We start from the raw sequence: 16,035 nt of genomic DNA, 5'->3' as shown, positions 1-16,035 counted from the left end.
TCATCCTGGAAGACGCGCTACCGTATGCGCATGGTTGAGGAGCGGAGCGGAGCGGCCGAGAGCGGAACCCGGGCACGCACGCGGCGCGCCATCATCGACGCCGCCGTCGGCCTGCTGGCCGGCGACTCGACCGCGTCGCTCGGCGACGTCGCCGCGGCGGCGGGGGTGGGGCGTACGACCGTCCACCGCTACTTCCCCGAGCGCTCCGACCTGCTCGCGGCCATCGGTGCGGACGTCCTGGAGAAGGTCGCGGTGGCGACCGGGCGGGCCCGGCTCGACGACGGCCCGGCCGCCAAGGCCCTGGAGCGGCTCTGCCAGGAGTACTTCGAACTCGGCGACGGCCTCACGCTGATGTTCGAGACGCCGCAGCTGGTGACCTGGTCCGGCTGGGACGAGGAGACCGCCGCCGACCGGCACTTCCTGCAGACGGTCCGGCGCGGGCACACGGACGGCAGCATCGACTCCGAGCTGGACGAGGAGTGGGTCCGCAACCTGGTCTGGTCCCTGCTGTACTCGGCCTGGGCGCACACCCGCACCGCCGGCGCCTCGAAGCACTCCGCCATGACGCTGTGCCTGCACACCCTGCGCAAGGCCATCGCCCCGTAACTCCGGCCCTGTCGGGGATGCCTCCGTCGCGTCCGAGTCATTGACGGCACACGGCCCCCAGCTCTACCGTCTGGCCGAATTGCCGAACTGCGTTCGTAATTTCGAACACCTGATGCGCTGACGCGCTGCCGCGCTGACGCACCCGAACGCGCCGCACCCGCTGCACTCCGTACCCCCCGACGGAAGGCCGAGCCCCATGACCACCACCCCCCGCAGTCCCTCCCGCCGCCATGTCCTCGGCATGGCCGCCACCCTGCCGCTCGCCCTGACCACCGATCTGGCCCTGGGCGCCGGTGGGGCCCGCGCGGCGACCGGACCCGCGTACGTGATGGCCTCCTTCACCGAGTCCCCGAACGGACTCGGCACCGACTACGGCCTGCATCTGGCCGTCAGTGTCGACGGCCTGGAGTGGACGCCGCTGAACCAGAACAGGCCGGTGGTAACGCCCACCCAGGGCGCCGGCGGCCTGCGCGACCCGTTCGTGCTGCGCAAGCAGGACGGCACGTTCGTCGTACTGGCCACCGACCTCAAGGGCACCGACTGGAGCCGCAACAGCCAGTACATCCACGTCTGGGACTCCGCCGACCTGCGCTCCCTGTCCGGCTACCGCCTGCTGAAGCTGCACGACATGACCACGCACAGCTGGGCCCCGGAGGCCTTCTGGGACGCCTCGCGCGGGCAGTACGGGATCGTCTACTCGTCGGTCAACGCGAGCGGCCACAACGTGCTGATGGTCAACCACACGACCGACTTCCGTACGGTGTCCGCGCCCCAGGTCTTCTTCGACCCGGGCTACGACGTGATCGACGGCAGCTTCGCCCTCGGCGTCGGCGGCACCAACTACATGTACTTCAAGGACAGTTCGAAGCAGACCCTGGTCGGCGCCCGGTCCGCGACCCTCGCCCCGGGCAGCTGGCAGGTCTTCAGCACGCCGGTGGCCCACGGCGGCACCGAGGCGCCGATCCTGACGCGGTCGCAGTCGACGGGCACCTGGTACCTCTGGGGCGACACCTACACGCCCAACGGCGTCTTCTACGTCTGGCAGACCACCGACCTGGCCTCGGGCACCTGGACGCCGGTCGACCAGCGCCGCTACACCCAGCCGCTGAACTCCAAACACGGCAGCATCGCGCCGCTCACGGGCACGCAGTACGACAACCTCCTCGCGCACTGGGGGGCTCCGGCCTGGAACCGGCTGAAGTCCTACAACCACCCGGACCGCTACGTTCGCCATGCCGGTTTCGCGGGCCGGATCGACCCCTATCCCTTCGACCCGTACACCGACTCCCAGTGGAAGCTCGTCCCCGGCCTCGCCGATGCGTCGGGGGTGTCCTTCCAGTCGGTCAACCACCCGGACCGGTATCTGCGGCACTACGACTACGCGCTGCGGCTCGACGTCAACGACGGCACCTCGGTGTTCGCCGGGGACGCCACGTTCCACAAGGTCGCCGGGCTCGCGGACGCCGGCTGGACGTCGTTCCGCTCGCACAACAACCCGACGCGCTACCTCCGCCACTCCGGCTACGCCCTGCGCGTCGACCCCGTCTCCACCGCGACGGACCGGGCGGACGCGACGTTCCGCGTCGGCTACTGACGTCCAGCCGCGCGGGAGGGCGGGAAGGCCGGCCCGGGCTCCCGAGCGGCACACGCGGGGACGCGACGGCCCGGACCGGCCTTCCACTGCCCGAAATCTGCCACCCGGCACCGCCCACCGCCTCCCGGGGAGGCCCGAACGAGGACGGCGGGGCGAGGGGCAGGGGGAGGACGGCGGGGTGAGGACTCCGGATCGCGCCTGGGATGATGCGTGCATGTCGACCCTCGCCACCCTCGCGGTGCTGGCTCTCGCCGCCCTCCACGCCTACATCCTGGTGCTGGAGATGTTCCTGTGGACCACTCCACGGGCCCGCGCCGCCTTCGGCACCACCGCCGAGTTCGCGGCGGAGACGAAGGCCCTGGCCGCCAACCAGGGCCTCTACAACGGCTTCCTCGCGGCCGGACTGCTGTGGGGCGCGCTGGCGTCCGGCACGGTGGGCTTCCAGGTCTCGGTGTTCTTCCTGGTGTGCGTGGCGGTCGCGGGGGTCTACGGCGCGGCCACCGCCAGCCGGAAGATCCTCTTCGTGCAGACCGTCCCGGCGCTGATCGCCCTCGCCCTGGTACTGCTGGCGCACTGAGCGGCGGGGCCGGGCGTCACGCGCCCCGGCCTCACGCGCCCTGCGTGGCGGCCCGCTCCATGAGCAGGTCCGCCTCCGCCCGGGCCGTCGCGGGCGGCACCACCAACAGGTCGTAGCGGCCTCGGCCGGGCGCGATCAGGCAGACCGTGTGGGGGGCGGTGGGCGAGTCGGTGTGACCGACGTGCACCGTCTGCCCGGCGATGACCATCTGCTCCGGGCAGTTGGGCCAGGTGTCCCCGTTGACCAGGACACTGCTGATGCGCCCCCAGGCGCGCGGCAGCACGCCCAGCAGCCCGGACAGCTCCTCCGCGAGGTCGTACGAGCGGGGCCACCACGCCCCGTCGATACGGCGGGCCGTACGGCCGTAGCGCGTCTGCTCGGCGAGCCGTAGCCGGACTTCCCGCGGTGCGGGGAGCGGCGGGGACGAGGAGGCGGACGTCATCGGGGCTCCTGCTGCGAACGGGGGACATGGCCGGGAGACCGGTTCGGCCACCGGTTGCGGCATACCCCCGGTCTCTCCACCGTACGCCGCAGGGCGGTGCGGGGGCCCGGGCCGCCCGCACCGCCCGCCGGGTTCCGGTCAGAGGCCGTAGCGGTTCTTCAGATGGCGCCAGAAGTCACGCGCCATCCACTTGTCGAACTCGGTGATCTGCGTGGCGCTGCCCGCCTTCATCAGGAAGCAGCACTGGCCGGTCGGCGACCAGTCGTAGAAGTCGTCGAGGCCGAAGGTGTGGCCGACCTCGTGCAGGTAGATGTGGATGTTCTCCTGGTTGAGGGCACCGGTGAAGTACTCCTGGCCCATGCGCTGGCCCCAGTCGCCGCCCGCGCCGCCGCCGAAGCCCTTGGTCAGCCACAGGGACTGGTCGTAGTGGCGGGCGGCGCCGCCCGGACACTTCGAGTAGTTGCCGTCCTGGTGGAAGAAGCGGCCGCAGTCGGGGGCGCACTGCGGGGCACCGCCGCCGTCGAGATTGCCGGTGTAGATGTCGACGGAGTTGTCGGTCCACTGGAGCGTGGAGCGGTTCTTCACGGCCCAGCCGACGATGTTGACCGGGACATTGGTGTACGGCCAGGCGTTGTGCCCCTTGCCGTTCTCGGTCATGGCCGTCATCCACTTGCCGAACTGCTTCTTCAGCGCCGCGTGGATCCGGTCGCGCAGGGCGGCGCTGACCGGGGCGTCGGACTCCCAGCGGACGCAGTAGTTGACGCTTCCCCGGTTGGCCATGACCTGGTCCCAGCCGTAGTTCCGGAAGCCGTACAGGTTCGGGTAGGTCGTCTCGACGTGGCGCCAGACCTCGTTCAGGGGCTGGACGAGGTTCGCGGGCGGGTTCCACTCGTCGGCGGCCTGCGCCTTGCCGTTCGCCATGCCGGGCGTCGCGAAGACCGCCGCCAGTACGGCGAGCACGGTGATCAGTCGCGCGAGATGTCTGCGCATGGTGATCTCCCTCGTGTGGGGGACGGGGTATCACCGTGAGGTCGTCACCGGCGCGCCAGAGGTTGCCCAGATTCCGCCGACGGACATTCCGGGCGCTTTATGGCAATCCGTCGGCGATACTCGGAGTATGAACACGGCCACGAATGAACTGCTGGCGGCGTCGCCGGATCACGCGATCGCCGTGGCCATCGCCTTCGTCTGCGGGCTGATCGTGGCCTGCGCGCTGATCTGGGGCGTACGGGTCGGGATGCGGGTCATGGACAAGGACACCCATCACCCCGGCCCGGAGGAACAGCCACACGTCCCGGACGGCGGGCCGGTCCACGAGATGCGCGAGCGGCGGGAGCCCGACGACGTGCCGATCATGACGCCCGACGGCAAGCGGATCCTGCCCCATGAGCTCCACCACGCGAGCACCAGGACGGGCAAGGACCAGAAACCGCGCCGTTGGTCGCCCGGATCCAGCGGATCATTCGGCGGCGGCGGCCTCGGACGCACGTGACGCCGTAGACGAGGCCCTTCGGGAGGCTCCATGGCTGCCCGCCACGGGACACGCTGGGCGACGGGCGGGGCGGCGCTGACGCTCGCCCTGGCCGCCGTGCTCACCGGCTGCAACGGCGGCTACGACAACCCCTCGGACACCGCGAGCAAGGCGGAGTCGGCGGTCGGGTCGATCGCCTCGGGGGCCTCCGAGGCGGTGGAGTCGGCCACGGCGGAGGCCGGACGCCGGCTCGACGACATCCAGGACGGCATCGACGTCAAGGGCGACGTGAAGGTCGGTCCGCCCACCGTCGGCTCCGACGGCCGGGCCCGGACCGAGGTCACCGTCGACAACACCGACGACGCGGCCCGGTCCTTCGCCGTCCAGGTCAACTTCACCGACGCCGAGAAACAGCTGATCGACACGGTCATCGTCACGGTGAGCAATGTGCAGGCGGGCCACTCCGCCACGGCCACCGCCCGCGGCACGCACGACGTGTCCGGCGACGTCCGGGCCGAGGTGGCCCGGGCGGTGCGCTACTGACCCGCGCCGGACTCCGCCACCCCTCTGTCACCCCTCCGTCACCGCGATGTCGATCTGCTCGCTCATGGCGCTGACCCCGTTCAGGGTGGCGACCGCCTGGAGACGGTTGGCGCCCGCCGGAAGGGCCGGGGCCGGGGTGCAGGCCCAGGTGCCGTCACGGGCGGCGGTGGTCGCGCAGGCCTCGCGGTCGTCCTTGTCACGGACGGTGACCTGGGCGCCCGGGTGTGCCTGGCCGGCGATCTCCGGCGTGGCGTGCAGCGGCACGCCGGACAGCGGGCGGGTCAGCGTCGGCCCGGCCAGGCCCACGGTGACGGCACACCGGCCGGCGGCCCGCCGTGCGCCGCGCGCGTCGGTGATCCGCAGGGCGCAGTCCCGCAGCCGCGTGCCGGGCACGGCGCCCGCGGGCACCGCCAGCACGAAGGGGAACGTACGGCCCCGCCAGGCCTGCCCCGCCGCGGCGCCCGTGACGGTGTACCTCCCGCTGCGGCCGTCGGCGGCGACCGAGCCCCGGAAGCCGGACGCGTCGAGCGGCGTGCCCGTCACCCGGGCCCCCCGAGGCGCGGTCAGCGTCAGCGTGGCCCCCGCACCCGGCGCCGACCCCAGGTACCCGGCGACCTCGACGATGCCCTCCCGCCCGGGCGCGATGACCGCCGCACCCCACAGCCCGCCCCCCTCGGCGACCGCGGACGCCCCCGGCCCCACGAGCACCCCCACGACCACAACCCCCGCCACGGCTGCTGTCCTGCTGTACCTGTTCATCGCGGGCGGCACTCCCTGTACGGACGTAGACGGCCCTCCGCCACCGATCCTCGCGAGCTTTCCCCCAGGCGGCACACACTGCTCCCCCACACGGGTGGCCCCACACCCCAAAGGGGCGCGGGGAACTGCGCAACCAGCCACGACGCGGCCGCAGACGAACCACGACCCACACCCGCTCCACCCAGCGGAGCGCTCAGCGTCCAAGCCACACCGTCGTGTCCGGCCCGACCCGCCCGTCCTCCAGCGGCGCACTGCTCAACAACACCTCACCGGCCGGCAGCGCCACCGCCGCACCGGACAGGTTCGTCACACACCGCCAGCCCTCGCCGCGGTCGAACCCGAGCACACCGTCGACCGCGTCCGGCGCCCAGGTCAGCTCCTCTCCGGCGAGGAGCTTGCGGCGCAGCCTGAGGGCCGTGCGGTACAGCTCCCGGGTGGACCCCTCCACCCCGTCCCCACGCCCAGGGCGGCGAGGTGACCGAGGCGGCGGGTGACGCCACGCAGATCACCGAGTCCGTCACCGTCGGCGTCGGCGAAGCTGCGGGGATAGACCTGGTAGACGACGGCCTGCCGCCACCAGTCGGGATCCCGGGACGACAGGTCGAGAGCGGAGCGATCGGTCACGCGGTCTCCTTCGCGGGGCATCCGGGCGTGCGCAGACGGGCGACAGCATTGAATCTGTCCAGAATGCCGGAAAGAGGAACCATCGGGAAGGTATGGCCCAGGCGGCCGGAGGGACCCGTTCCCGCTGTGATGAAAGTGTGATGGAGGGGTAACTTCCTTTGCATAGCCGCAGGTTGACAGCGTGCTGCGGCGCCGCCACGATGAGGTCGCACTGTGGCGCATGTGACCAATGAGCCCAGTGTTTTCTCAGACCACTCACCCCGGTACGGCCGGCCGCCGCGTGCTGCCCTGCTGCCGTCCCCCGGTTCCGGCACCCGCCAAGAAATGGGATCGCATGTCCATAGCGAGACGTGTCACCGCGCGACGCCTGCTGGGGGCGGGCGCCGCGGCCCTCGCCCTCTGCGCCGCCTCCGCCACCACCGCGTTCGCGCACGGTACGCCCGGCGGCGACGGCTGGTCGTCCGGCGGCAGCTACAAGCCCGGGACGGGCGCGGGGACGGAGACCGGCACCGACCGCTGCCAGTTCTCGCTCGACGGCACGAACTTCCACGACTCGGTGAAGGTCGACGACCAGAACCTGAAGCCGACCGAGGACGGCAAGGTCCACATCAAGGTCCGCGCCGCCGGTGACGCGGCCACCTGCACGGCCTCCCTCGCCTCCTACCTCGCCCACGGCGCGACCTTCGGGACGTCGGGCGAGCAGGTGTTCGTCGACTTCGACACCGTGACGGTCAAGGCGGGGGCCACCGACTCGCTCGACATCGCCATCCCGGACAAGGGCTGCTTCGGGCAGATCGACCTCTACCGGGGCGCGGTGAAGTTCGACGGCGAGCTGGACGCGAAGGACGGCTTCGAGCACGGCGAGCTGCCCAAGGGCCCGGACCGCCCGGTCATCAAGGACAAGCTGATCGCGGCCTGGAACGGCGGCTCGGAGGACTGCACGAAGACGCCTCCGCCGTCTCAGACTCCGCCCCCGTCCAGCCCGCCCGCCGGCCCCTCGGAGCCGCCGACCGAGCAGTCGACGCCCCCGGCCTCCCCGTCCGAGCCCGCGGAGCCCTCGACCCCGCCGTCCTCCGACACGGACACGCCCACCCCGTCCGCCTCCGAGTCGACGCCCACCGCCCCCAAGCCCAACGGCGGCGGCGGCGACCTCGCCGAGACCGGCGCCAACAGCAGTACCGGCCCGATCGCCTTCGGCGCGGCAGCCCTGCTGGCGGGCGGCGCGGCCATGATGATCGTCACCCGCCGCCGCACGGCCAAGCGCAACGCCTCCGGCGCCTGATCCGGACGGCTCCCGTGAGGCCCCGCCCTGCCGTCACCCCACCCGGGACCACGGCAGGGCAGGGCCCCGCCCCTGAGCCGGACCGCCCCGTACCCCCGCCCTGCCGTCACCCCTCCAAGCCTGCGGCAGGGCGGGTTCAACCTGAGCCGTCGGACGACCGGCGCCACCTCGGCGCATGACACTCCTCGTGCAGCGCGGCCGTGCCCGGACAGCACGCCCAGGGCCACCTTCTAGGGCAGAACAGCCGTCGGCATCGTGCGGCCGTAGAGCTCGTCGAGGCCGATCAACAGGACACCGCCCCGCTCGGCCTCACGGCGCAGGGCATCGCTGAAGCCGGCAGCGCTGAAACACGCCAGCCCGCAGCGCGTCGTGTCCATCCCCCGGCCGGCAAGAAGTTCCCTTGCCCGCTCCAGACGTTCCAGATGGTTCGTTCCCATGACGGTCCCCCACTTCGCCTCGCCGAGCAGCGCGACCGCCGACCTGCCTCCACCGGAGCCCGACTCCACCACGGCTACATCGATCTGGATCTGCCGACGCTGCGTCGAGTCGGTCACCACGCCGCATCCGACCTCGCCCATTGACGTGTCGAGCAGCGAGCGGCCCGGCCCAAGCACGTACTCCCGGCACAGCGCCTCAAAATGCGGACCGGCCACCTGCGCGGCGAAGCGCTCCGTCGACCGCGCCCAGACCTCTGCGGCCTGACCGCCCTCGAGGCGGGCCCAGGCCGGACGCATGATGGCCTCGTAGAAGGTGATCAGCGGCTCGGTGATGCGGTACTGCGACTTGCCCGCCCGGAAGACGTCCGCCTCCCGCACCAGCAGGTGGCTGTCCTCCAAGACGTTGAGCGGATGCGAGATGTCGACAGACTTGCGGCCGATGTAACCGGCGATGCCTCCTCGCGTCGCGTTGCCCTGCGCCACGGCCGCGAGTACCGAGTGGTACAGCGCGGTGTCACGGATGTCCGCCTCCTCGGCAAGCAGATACCGAGCCTCCCGAAAGAGCGGACTGAACGGCGCCAGCACGGTGCGACACACCCAGTCGTCGAAGTCACCCATACTCGGGCGGAGTCCTATCTGCAGGACCACGAGCAGCTGAGTGTGTTCCCCTGGAGCCTCACGCCGTTGGCAGCCCGCGACGTGCTGAGTCGTATGGAGAGCGGAGAGCGGCTCGGCGACCGTGTCGTGCGCATCGGATACGCCGCCAACACCGGCTCGGACGACCTCTTCTGTGCCACTGCCCGTTCCTTTGAGCGCCAGCGCGCCGAGGAGTCCGCCACCGTGCCGGTGCTCACCGGTTCCGAGGTGCGGGACTGGTCCACGTCCCCGGCACTCATGGCGTTCTTGCCTCGCACGCCCCACCCCTTCGAATCCGGCATCGGCCTCGGAAGCGTTCCCGGCCACCACCGACGGCTGTGGCCGTTTCGGACCCTTCTGCGGGAGCGGAAGGGCGCGAAGAAGACCTCACCCTGGTACGACTGGCACCACATCGCGTCCACCGGGGGCGCGCATCCGTGGTCCCTGGTCTTTCCCTGGGTGGCGACCCACCCTCATTTCAGCCTGCTCCGGGGTTCCGCCGTCCCCCTCAATTCGGCACCGGTGATCAAGCTGTCGACGAGCGACTCCGCGGAGTCCCATTTCGGGCTCCTCGGCATCCTCAACAGCTCTGCCGTGAGTTTCTGGCTCAAGCAGATGAGCCAGAGCAAGGGCCAGTCGCGTGTCGACCAGCTGCGAGGCGCGGAAGCAGGTGGTGAAGCGTGGGCGAAAATCTACGAGTTCACCTCGACCAGGCTGCTCGACCTGCCCCTTCCCGCCGCGCTCCCCGTCGCGAGGGCCGAAGAACTGGACTCTCTGGCGACCATGTCGCAGGACGTCCTGCGGGAGATCTCGGCCCCGGAGACCCAGATCACCGGTCGGCTCCTCGAGTCCGCCCGGCACCGATGGACATCCCTCAGATCACGAATGATCGCCCTCCAGGAGGAACTCGACTGGCAGGTGTACGCCCTCTACGGCCTGATCCCCGACGACGGGGAGCTGAGCAGCCCGATCAAGGACGTACCCGACCTCGCAATGGGGGAGCGGGCCTTCGAGATCGTGCTCGCCCGGCGGGCTGCAGCGGGAGACGTGGAGACGCAGTGGTTCACCAACCACTCGGCGACGCCTGTGACTGATCTTCCTCGGCACTGGCCTCAGGCGTACAGAGAACTGGTGCGACGCCGGGTGCACGCCATCGAGCAGAACGCTTCACTGAGGTTGCTGGAGCAGCCCGAATACAAGCGCCGCTGGGCGGTCGAGCCCTGGGAATCCAGGATCGGCCCCATGCTCCGGCAGCGCCTGCTCGATCACTGCGAAGCGTCTCACTTGTGGTACGAGTCTTCCCCGGAAGGAAGCCGGCCTGTCGCCCGGACGGTCCGCCATCTGGCCGAACTGCTGTGTGAAAACGAGGACTTCGTCACGCTGGCAGGGCTGTACGCTCCCGCTGCCGGGGCATCTGACGTGCTCCTCGACCTGCTCGCCGACGAACACGTGCCACAGGCTGGGCCTCTCCGGTACAAGGCGTCGGGCATGGCCAAGCGGAGGGCCTGGGAAGAGGTATGGGAAGCCCAACGCAAAGAAGACGACCAGGAGTCGGTCATCGACGTACGCCGTACGGACTCGGTCCTGCCGCGCTATACATCCGGGGACTTCCTCAAGCCGTCCTACTGGCGGCACCGCGGCAAGTACGACGTCCCGAACGAACGGTTCGTCTCGTTCGCGTCTTCCACCTCACCCCTGTCACCCACCACTCCGATCGGCTGGGCGGGCTGGTCCACCGGTGAGCGGGCTTCGGTAATACGCGACCTCCTCGAAGCCGATTCCCACGCCCATGCACAGCGACCGGAGTCAGCCCTGCCCTTGCTCAAGGCGCTCGCGGAGCTTCTGCCCTGGACACCGGCCCTCGGCGACGCATCCGGCGCGAGCCCGACGCGGAACGGAGAGAACCTCAAGCGCGTTTACGACGAACACGTCACCCGCCTCGGCCTGTCGGCCGAAGACGTGGACTCCTGGCGTCCACCCGCCCCGAGACGGGGCAGGCCCCGTAAGGACGCTTACTGATTGTTTCAGAATGAGACGCCTGGTCAGAGAGTTGCGCGACGCGATCTCGGCCCCGTCTCGTATATCTGCGGCGAACGGACATGTAGCGCTGTCCTGGTGCTCGTTACGGCCAGGGCGGTACCCGGCCCGCGCAGCCCGCAGGGTGATGCGGCATCAGCCAGAAGGTGACGTTCCAGGTGTCGGCAGTCGGAGCGTTTCGCTCCAGGCACGCGCAGTCGGTGGAGGGGTGCAGGGCGTGGCCCCTGTGAAGCGGGTGTCGTCAGGCGGCGGAGCCAGCAGTGAGCTGGTCCTTGATGTCGGCCAGGTTGTAGTGGGCCCGCTTCTCGGTGATCTTCCCGTCCTTGAACGTGAACAGGTTGAACATGGAAAAGCGTACGTGCGCTCCGCGTGGGGGGATGCCGTAGTAGTCGCCGCCCTGGTCTCCTTCGACCACGACGTAGGCGCCGACCTTGTCGCCTTCGGCGACGGTGTCGAGGACCGTCAGGCGGATGCCGGAAAAGGCGTCGACGTGCTTCTTCTCCGCGTCGATGAACCCTGCGGCGCCGGGCCGAGGGCTGTCGATCTGGGGGTAGAAGACGAAGTCCGGGTGGAACATGCCGGTGAGCGTGTCGTAGTCGCCCTGCTGAAGTGCCTGGTAGAAGCGGCGCACGAGGTCGGCGTTGATTCCGGTGGACATGTGATCGGGTCCTTCTCCGTGGTTCTGGCACGGCGCAGGGGACGCCGCGAAGGGGCGTGCCGGGGTCGGGACTCGGTTTGCTGTCGGCCCCGCCCCCGGCACGAGCTCTCGGTTCCTTGAGTGGCCGGTCCAGGCTCAGGCGCGCTGCGCCCAGTCCTGGTCCAGGCGGTCGGTCAGGCCCGCGGCGGCGAAGGCTGCCTCCAGCTCGTCGCGGCCCTCGGTGAAGTGGGACCAGCTGTCGTGGTGGACCGGGACGACACGGCGGGCGTCAAGAATCCGGGTGGCCTCGGCCGCCTGCGCACTGTTCAGGACGATCAGGTTGCCGTCGAAGACCATGGGGAAGCGGGGGGCGCCAGCGAACAGCAGGGCGGTGTCGATCGGGGCGAAGCGTTCGGCGATCTCCCTGACCGCGTCGAGCGAGGCGTTGTCGCCGCTGACGTAGACCGTCGGCAGGCCCTCGCCCGTCAGGACGAAGCCGACGACCTGGCCGGCGAAGGGCTCGACCTCCTCACGCGCGCCGGGGCCGTGGATGGCAGGGACCCCGGTCACCGTGATGGTGCCGCCTCCCGGACGCTCCAGTTCGACCGTCTCCCAGTCGGCCAGGCCCTTGGCCTTCTCCCCGAGGCGCTCGCCGCCGCCGGGGGTGGTGAGGGTGAGGGGGACGTCGGCGAGCAGGGCGCGGCCGGAGGTGTCGAGGTTGTCGGCGTGCTCGTCGTGGGAGAGCAGGACCACATCGACGGGGCCGACGTCGGCGGGCGTAGCGGCGGAGGGCGCCGTCTTGACCAGGGTCGGGCCACCGGGCGCGGGGTAGTCGCCGGGGCCGTCGAAGGTCGGGTCGGTCAGGAAGCGCAGGCCGCCGTACTCGAACAGGGCGGTCGGACCGCCGAACGTGCGGACCGGGAACTGGTTGGCGTCGAGCTGGGACATCACATCTCCGTTTCTCACGAAAAAAACATGCGGTTAACGTGACACCAGGCTAGGCAGGTGTCACGGAAAAACGCAAGCGCTACCATGAGAGGCATGGACGACACCCTGGCCACCGACGTGGCATCGACCGCTCTGCCCCCGGCCCCGGGTGCCGACCGGTACCGTTCCCTGGACTTCGCCGACACCGCCGCCACCCTGCCCGCCGGCCAGAGCTACGACCTGCTCGCGGCGCCCGAGTCGGCCATGCGCTGGCTCGCCGCACACGACCTGACCACTCCGGACGTGCAGCTGTACGAGGTGTGCGCAGAGCGGATGCGCACCCTGCGCGGACACATCCGCGCCCTGTTCACTGCACGCATCGACACCACCACCCCACCCGAGGAATCCCTACGCGCGGTCAACGAGGCGCTCACAGCCGTACCCACCGCCCCCCTCCTCGCCTGGGACGGGGCCCAAGGGCTGCGCCGCGTCCAGGCGCACCCCACCGACCAGGCCGTCAACCACGCACTGGCGACCCTCGCCGCCGACGCCGCCGACCTGCTCACCGGCCCCGACGCCGGCATCCTCGCCGCCTGCGGATCAGCCCCCTGCGACCGGTTCCTCCTGCGCACTCACGGCCGGCGCCACTGGTGCTCCACCCGCTGCGGCGACCGTGTCCGTGCCGCCCGCGCCTACGCCCGGCGCAGCGGCACCTCGGACTGACGCGCCACCCCCAGGGCCCTCCTGTGGACCGCCCAATGGCCACGCGAAACGCCTTCAGCAGGCTTCTTCCGGTCGCCAACCGGCAGCCGGGCACTTGATCACTACTTTGACTCCGCCGCCGCACGGGCGGCGAGCCCGTCGAGCAGATCCAGGAGCGCCACTTCAAGGACTGCATCGTGCTATCAACGGGGCCGGGGCCCGTCTCCGCTACTGGCGCGCTTGGCCGCCTGCTGGAGCCGACGCAGACATATAAGGCTGCAGCCCAGGTCGAGCAGACCCTGGTGGAGATCGGCGCGTCGTTCGTAGCGGGTGCGGAGTCGTTTGAACTGGTGCAGCCAGGCGAAGGTGCGCTCGACGACCCAGCGCACCTTGCCCAGTCCGGAACCGTGGGCGACGCCGCGTCGGGCGATCAGCGGTTTGATGCCGCGTTTCCACAGCAGACGGCGGTACTTGTTGAAGTCGTAGCCCCGGTCAGCGTACAGACGCCGTGGCTTACGGCGGGGACGTCCGCGCAATCCCCGGATCGACGGAATGGCGTCCAGCAGCGGCAGGAGCTGGGTAACGTCGTGCCGGTTGCCGCCGGTGAGCGTGACGGCGAGCGGGGTTCCGTGCCGGTCGACGATCAGGTGGTGCTTCGAGCCCGGGCGGGCGCGATCGACGGGCGAGGGGCCGACGTGATCCCCCCTTTGAGCCCCCGGACATGAGAGCCGTCCACGGCGCAGTCGTCCAGGTCTAGCGAGTCCGCGCGGCGGAGTTCGGTCAGCAGAACGGCGTGCAGGCGTGCCCAGACGCCAGCCTCGGTCCAGTCTCGCAGTCGACGCCAGGCCGTCACCCCTGAGCAGCCCACCGTCTCGGCCGGGACATCGCGCCACGCGACACCGGTGCGGAGCACGAACAGAATTCCGGCGAGCGCCACACGGTCGGGAACACGCAGTCGTCCGGGATACCGGCGGCGCCGTTCGGGGGCGGGCGGCAGCACCGGAGCCACCCGCTCCCACAGGTCGTCAGGAACAAGATCAGCACGCACCCGGACACCCTGCCGACCAAGATCGTCGGACGCAAGACCGCAGCCAAACTCATTCTGAAACGATCAGTTAGGAGTCCTCGCACTCACCCCTCCAAGCCCGCGGCAGGGGGCCCGCGTCAGACGACCTCTGCCATCTCGCTCTGCAGACTGGTCGCCTTGCGCAGCAGACTCCGCATGACGGCCATCAGCATCGCGAACGCCGCCCCCACGGCGACGCCCGCCGTCGCGGCGACCAGGGCGCTCTCGACGTCCATGCCGTCGTCCGGGGAGGGGATCTCGGCGACGGCCAGATGCCCGGCGACCCCGAGGGCCAGGGCGGTCGCCACGGCCGAGGCGGCGATGATGACGTCGACCCACCGGAAGGCCCGGGGCGTGAAGATCGCGTCCCGTTGCACCATCGTCAGCAGCATCCACACGGCGACGAGCGCGACCTGCACGCAGACGACCCCCACGATCGCCACGGCCGAATAGGGCGTGGCGAACGGCGCGTAGGGCGGGAAACGGTCGACCTCGTCGGCCGCCGTCGTCGGTATGACCACGAACTGCCCGAAGAACCCGACCAGGACGGCGAAGGCGATGCCGGCCCGGAGCGCGGCGATGAGGAAGCCATTCATATATCGATCCTCGATCGGTATCGATCGAAAGTCAATCGATTTCGTAGCTCGGTGCGCCCTGCTTCAGCCCGAGGAGCAAGTCAAAGCGTCTCCAGGTACAGGTTGACGTACCGCTCCACGTCCACATCCAACGCCACGTCCACCAGGGGCTGTTCGCGCGTGCCCTCGTGGATCTCGGACTCGCCGGGGCGCGGACGGCGGTCGACGATCGTCTGGCCGCGGGCGGGGCCGGGGGCGAGGACGACCTCGACGGGCAGGGCCTCGGTGGTGATGCCCTTGGGGTCGACGACCGCGCAGATCGCGCCCGCGTCGCCGAGACCGCCCATCGGCGTGGGGTCGCCGGAGGTCGCCGGGTCGCGGTGGGCGAGCAGCTCGCCGGCCAGCCGCAGAGTCGGTTCCGCGCTCGACCGCAGCCGCTGCACCTCCCCCGCCGGCACCAGGACCCGCTTGAAGACGTCCAGGCCGTACATCGTGATCGGCACCCCCGCCGTGAGCAGCACCGCCGCGGCCTCCGGGTCGTGCCACACGTTGAACTCCGCGACCGGCGTGGCGTTCCCGGTCGCCACCGCGCCACCCATGAACACGATGCGCTCGATGTTGCGGGTCACCTCGGGGTGTGTCCGCAGCAGCAGCGCGATGTTCGTCAGGGGCGCGGTGGGGATGAGCGTGACCGGCCTCGGCGAGGCGAGGATCTCGCGGCGCAGCAGCGTCACCGCGTCCACGTCGACCGGCACCCGGGTCGGCGCGGGCAGCCCCAGGTCCCCCATGCCGTCCTGCCCGTGCACATGCCGCGCGGTCCGCACGGGCTCGATCAGCGGCCGCTCGGCGCCCCGGGCCACGGGGATGTCCCCGGCACCGGCCACCTCCAGCACGGTCAGCGTGTTGCGGACGACGCCGTCCACGTCCGTGTTCCCGGCCACGCAGGTGATCGCGCGCACGTCGAGCGCCGGGTGCCGTACGGCGAACAGCAGGGCGAGGGCGTCGTCGACACCGGTGTCACAGTCGATGATCACCGGGATGGGCTGACCGTCCGTCACGGCGAGGGCTCCTTCCACTGGTCCCGGGCTGGGCTCCGTAGCAGCGACCCTACGCGCCCCTC

The 16,035-nt window shown here is 70.7% G+C and carries 17 protein-coding genes and 1 pseudogene; 8 read left to right on the top strand and 10 right to left on the bottom strand.

What is annotated here, in order from left to right:
* Positions 1 to 30: 30 nt before the first annotated feature.
* The 3 genes from ACQEV8_RS22505 (at position 31) to ACQEV8_RS22495 (ending at position 2,777) form a co-directional block, all read left to right on the top strand.
* Positions 31 to 606 carry a TetR/AcrR family transcriptional regulator gene (locus ACQEV8_RS22505; protein WP_432962871.1) on the top strand — a complete coding sequence of 192 codons (576 nt, stop codon included), beginning with the start codon at positions 31 to 33 and terminating at the stop codon, positions 604 to 606.
* A gap of 196 nt (positions 607 to 802) precedes the next feature.
* Positions 803 to 2,200 (top strand): glycoside hydrolase family 43 protein, encoded by a 1,398-nt coding sequence (locus tag ACQEV8_RS22500; protein WP_432962869.1) that lies wholly within the window; start codon positions 803 to 805, stop codon positions 2,198 to 2,200.
* Between the two features lie 214 nt (positions 2,201 to 2,414).
* Complete coding sequence (locus ACQEV8_RS22495) at positions 2,415 to 2,777, top strand: DUF1304 domain-containing protein (RefSeq protein WP_432962867.1); 363 nt, start codon at positions 2,415 to 2,417, stop codon at positions 2,775 to 2,777.
* Positions 2,778 to 2,808: 31 nt separating this feature from the next.
* Here ACQEV8_RS22495 and ACQEV8_RS22490 read toward each other — a convergent pair whose 3' ends face one another.
* Together ACQEV8_RS22490 and ACQEV8_RS22485 are read right to left on the bottom strand one after the other, a co-directional pair.
* On the bottom strand, positions 2,809 to 3,219 hold the full coding sequence (locus tag ACQEV8_RS22490; RefSeq protein ID WP_432962865.1) for a DUF5994 family protein: 411 nt from the start codon (positions 3,217 to 3,219) through the stop codon (positions 2,809 to 2,811).
* Positions 3,220 to 3,357: 138 nt separating this feature from the next.
* Positions 3,358 to 4,209 carry a hypothetical protein gene (locus ACQEV8_RS22485; protein ID WP_432962863.1) on the bottom strand — a complete coding sequence of 284 codons (852 nt, stop codon included), beginning with the start codon at positions 4,207 to 4,209 and terminating at the stop codon, positions 3,358 to 3,360.
* A gap of 127 nt (positions 4,210 to 4,336) precedes the next feature.
* Between ACQEV8_RS22485 and ACQEV8_RS22480 the strand changes: the two genes are divergently transcribed.
* Together ACQEV8_RS22480 and ACQEV8_RS22475 are read left to right on the top strand one after the other, a co-directional pair.
* Positions 4,337 to 4,711 carry a DUF6479 family protein gene (locus ACQEV8_RS22480; RefSeq protein ID WP_432962861.1) on the top strand — a complete coding sequence of 125 codons (375 nt, stop codon included), beginning with the start codon at positions 4,337 to 4,339 and terminating at the stop codon, positions 4,709 to 4,711.
* A 30-nt stretch (positions 4,712 to 4,741) separates the two neighbouring features.
* Complete coding sequence (locus ACQEV8_RS22475; RefSeq protein ID WP_432962859.1) at positions 4,742 to 5,233, top strand: hypothetical protein; 492 nt, start codon at positions 4,742 to 4,744, stop codon at positions 5,231 to 5,233.
* 27 nt (positions 5,234 to 5,260) lie between these two features.
* On the opposite strand, the gene ACQEV8_RS22470 is transcribed toward ACQEV8_RS22475, so the two are convergent.
* Positions 5,261 to 5,992 (bottom strand): carboxypeptidase regulatory-like domain-containing protein, encoded by a 732-nt coding sequence (locus ACQEV8_RS22470; protein WP_432962857.1) that lies wholly within the window; start codon positions 5,990 to 5,992, stop codon positions 5,261 to 5,263.
* Positions 5,993 to 6,185: 193 nt separating this feature from the next.
* Positions 6,186 to 6,446: pseudogene (locus tag ACQEV8_RS22465) on the bottom strand (DUF3459 domain-containing protein); the annotation flags it as partial.
* Positions 6,447 to 6,950: 504 nt separating this feature from the next.
* On the opposite strand from ACQEV8_RS22465, the gene ACQEV8_RS22460 reads away from it, so the two are divergent.
* Complete coding sequence (locus ACQEV8_RS22460; protein ID WP_432962855.1) at positions 6,951 to 7,898, top strand: LAETG motif-containing sortase-dependent surface protein; 948 nt, start codon at positions 6,951 to 6,953, stop codon at positions 7,896 to 7,898.
* Positions 7,899 to 8,128: 230 nt separating this feature from the next.
* Here the strand turns inward: ACQEV8_RS22460 and ACQEV8_RS22455 are convergent, their stop codons facing one another.
* Positions 8,129 to 8,953, bottom strand: a complete 825-nt coding sequence (locus ACQEV8_RS22455) for an AAA family ATPase (protein ID WP_432962853.1) — start codon at positions 8,951 to 8,953, stop codon at positions 8,129 to 8,131.
* A 66-nt stretch (positions 8,954 to 9,019) separates the two neighbouring features.
* On the opposite strand from ACQEV8_RS22455, the gene pglX reads away from it, so the two are divergent.
* A complete protein-coding gene (gene pglX / locus ACQEV8_RS22450) occupies positions 9,020 to 10,990 on the top strand; it encodes a BREX-2 system adenine-specific DNA-methyltransferase PglX (protein WP_432962851.1) in 1,971 nt (656 codons plus the stop codon).
* A 259-nt stretch (positions 10,991 to 11,249) separates the two neighbouring features.
* Here the strand turns inward: pglX and ACQEV8_RS22445 are convergent, their stop codons facing one another.
* Positions 11,250 to 11,666, bottom strand: coding sequence for an ester cyclase (locus ACQEV8_RS22445; protein ID WP_432962849.1), 417 nt, complete (start codon positions 11,664 to 11,666; stop codon positions 11,250 to 11,252).
* 135 nt (positions 11,667 to 11,801) lie between these two features.
* A complete protein-coding gene (locus ACQEV8_RS22440; RefSeq protein ID WP_432962847.1) occupies positions 11,802 to 12,593 on the bottom strand; it encodes an MBL fold metallo-hydrolase in 792 nt (263 codons plus the stop codon).
* 93 nt (positions 12,594 to 12,686) lie between these two features.
* Between ACQEV8_RS22440 and ACQEV8_RS22435 the strand changes: the two genes are divergently transcribed.
* The gene (locus ACQEV8_RS22435) at positions 12,687 to 13,295 is read left to right on the top strand and encodes an ABATE domain-containing protein (protein WP_432962845.1); all 609 of its coding nucleotides are present in this window, start codon (positions 12,687 to 12,689) and stop codon (positions 13,293 to 13,295) included.
* A gap of 182 nt (positions 13,296 to 13,477) precedes the next feature.
* Here ACQEV8_RS22435 and ACQEV8_RS22430 read toward each other — a convergent pair.
* From ACQEV8_RS22430 to ACQEV8_RS22420, 3 genes are all read right to left on the bottom strand, one after another.
* Positions 13,478 to 14,322, bottom strand: a protein-coding gene (locus tag ACQEV8_RS22430; protein WP_432962843.1) for an IS5 family transposase whose coding sequence is annotated in 2 segments (ribosomal slippage) — positions 13,478 to 13,983 and positions 13,983 to 14,322 — 846 coding nt in all. Because the reading frame shifts where the segments join, the coding sequence is not laid out codon by codon here.
* Between the two features lie 116 nt (positions 14,323 to 14,438).
* A complete protein-coding gene (locus tag ACQEV8_RS22425; protein WP_432962841.1) occupies positions 14,439 to 14,936 on the bottom strand; it encodes a DUF2975 domain-containing protein in 498 nt (165 codons plus the stop codon).
* 80 nt (positions 14,937 to 15,016) lie between these two features.
* On the bottom strand, positions 15,017 to 15,973 hold the full coding sequence (locus ACQEV8_RS22420) for a nucleoside hydrolase (protein ID WP_432962839.1): 957 nt from the start codon (positions 15,971 to 15,973) through the stop codon (positions 15,017 to 15,019).
* Between the last annotated feature and the right edge of the window lie 62 nt (positions 15,974 to 16,035).

It is taken from the genome of Streptomyces sp. CA-179760 (assembly GCF_050937045.1).
GTDB lineage: Bacteria > Actinomycetota > Actinomycetes > Streptomycetales > Streptomycetaceae > Streptomyces.
The sequence above is the reverse complement of the archived record's forward strand: the minus strand, read 5'-3'. Positions and strand labels throughout refer to the sequence as shown.

Excerpts from the sequence above, each read along its gene's own strand:
- ACQEV8_RS22505 (WP_432962871.1), top strand. The coding sequence starts at position 31 with ATGGTTGAGGAGCGGAGCGGAGCGGCCGAGAGCGGAACCCGGGCACGC.
- ACQEV8_RS22500 (WP_432962869.1), top strand. The coding sequence starts at position 803 with ATGACCACCACCCCCCGCAGTCCCTCCCGCCGCCATGTCCTCGGCATG.
- ACQEV8_RS22495 (WP_432962867.1), top strand. The coding sequence starts at position 2,415 with ATGTCGACCCTCGCCACCCTCGCGGTGCTGGCTCTCGCCGCCCTCCAC.
- ACQEV8_RS22490 (WP_432962865.1), bottom strand. The coding sequence starts at position 3,219 with ATGACGTCCGCCTCCTCGTCCCCGCCGCTCCCCGCACCGCGGGAAGTC.
- ACQEV8_RS22485 (WP_432962863.1), bottom strand. The coding sequence starts at position 4,209 with ATGCGCAGACATCTCGCGCGACTGATCACCGTGCTCGCCGTACTGGCG.
- ACQEV8_RS22480 (WP_432962861.1), top strand. The coding sequence starts at position 4,337 with ATGAACACGGCCACGAATGAACTGCTGGCGGCGTCGCCGGATCACGCG.
- ACQEV8_RS22475 (WP_432962859.1), top strand. The coding sequence starts at position 4,742 with ATGGCTGCCCGCCACGGGACACGCTGGGCGACGGGCGGGGCGGCGCTG.
- ACQEV8_RS22470 (WP_432962857.1), bottom strand. The coding sequence starts at position 5,992 with ATGAACAGGTACAGCAGGACAGCAGCCGTGGCGGGGGTTGTGGTCGTG.
- ACQEV8_RS22460 (WP_432962855.1), top strand. The coding sequence starts at position 6,951 with ATGTCCATAGCGAGACGTGTCACCGCGCGACGCCTGCTGGGGGCGGGC.
- ACQEV8_RS22455 (WP_432962853.1), bottom strand. The coding sequence starts at position 8,953 with ATGGGTGACTTCGACGACTGGGTGTGTCGCACCGTGCTGGCGCCGTTC.
- ACQEV8_RS22445 (WP_432962849.1), bottom strand. The coding sequence starts at position 11,666 with ATGTCCACCGGAATCAACGCCGACCTCGTGCGCCGCTTCTACCAGGCA.
- ACQEV8_RS22440 (WP_432962847.1), bottom strand. The coding sequence starts at position 12,593 with ATGTCCCAGCTCGACGCCAACCAGTTCCCGGTCCGCACGTTCGGCGGT.
- ACQEV8_RS22435 (WP_432962845.1), top strand. The coding sequence starts at position 12,687 with ATGGACGACACCCTGGCCACCGACGTGGCATCGACCGCTCTGCCCCCG.
- ACQEV8_RS22425 (WP_432962841.1), bottom strand. The coding sequence starts at position 14,936 with ATGAATGGCTTCCTCATCGCCGCGCTCCGGGCCGGCATCGCCTTCGCC.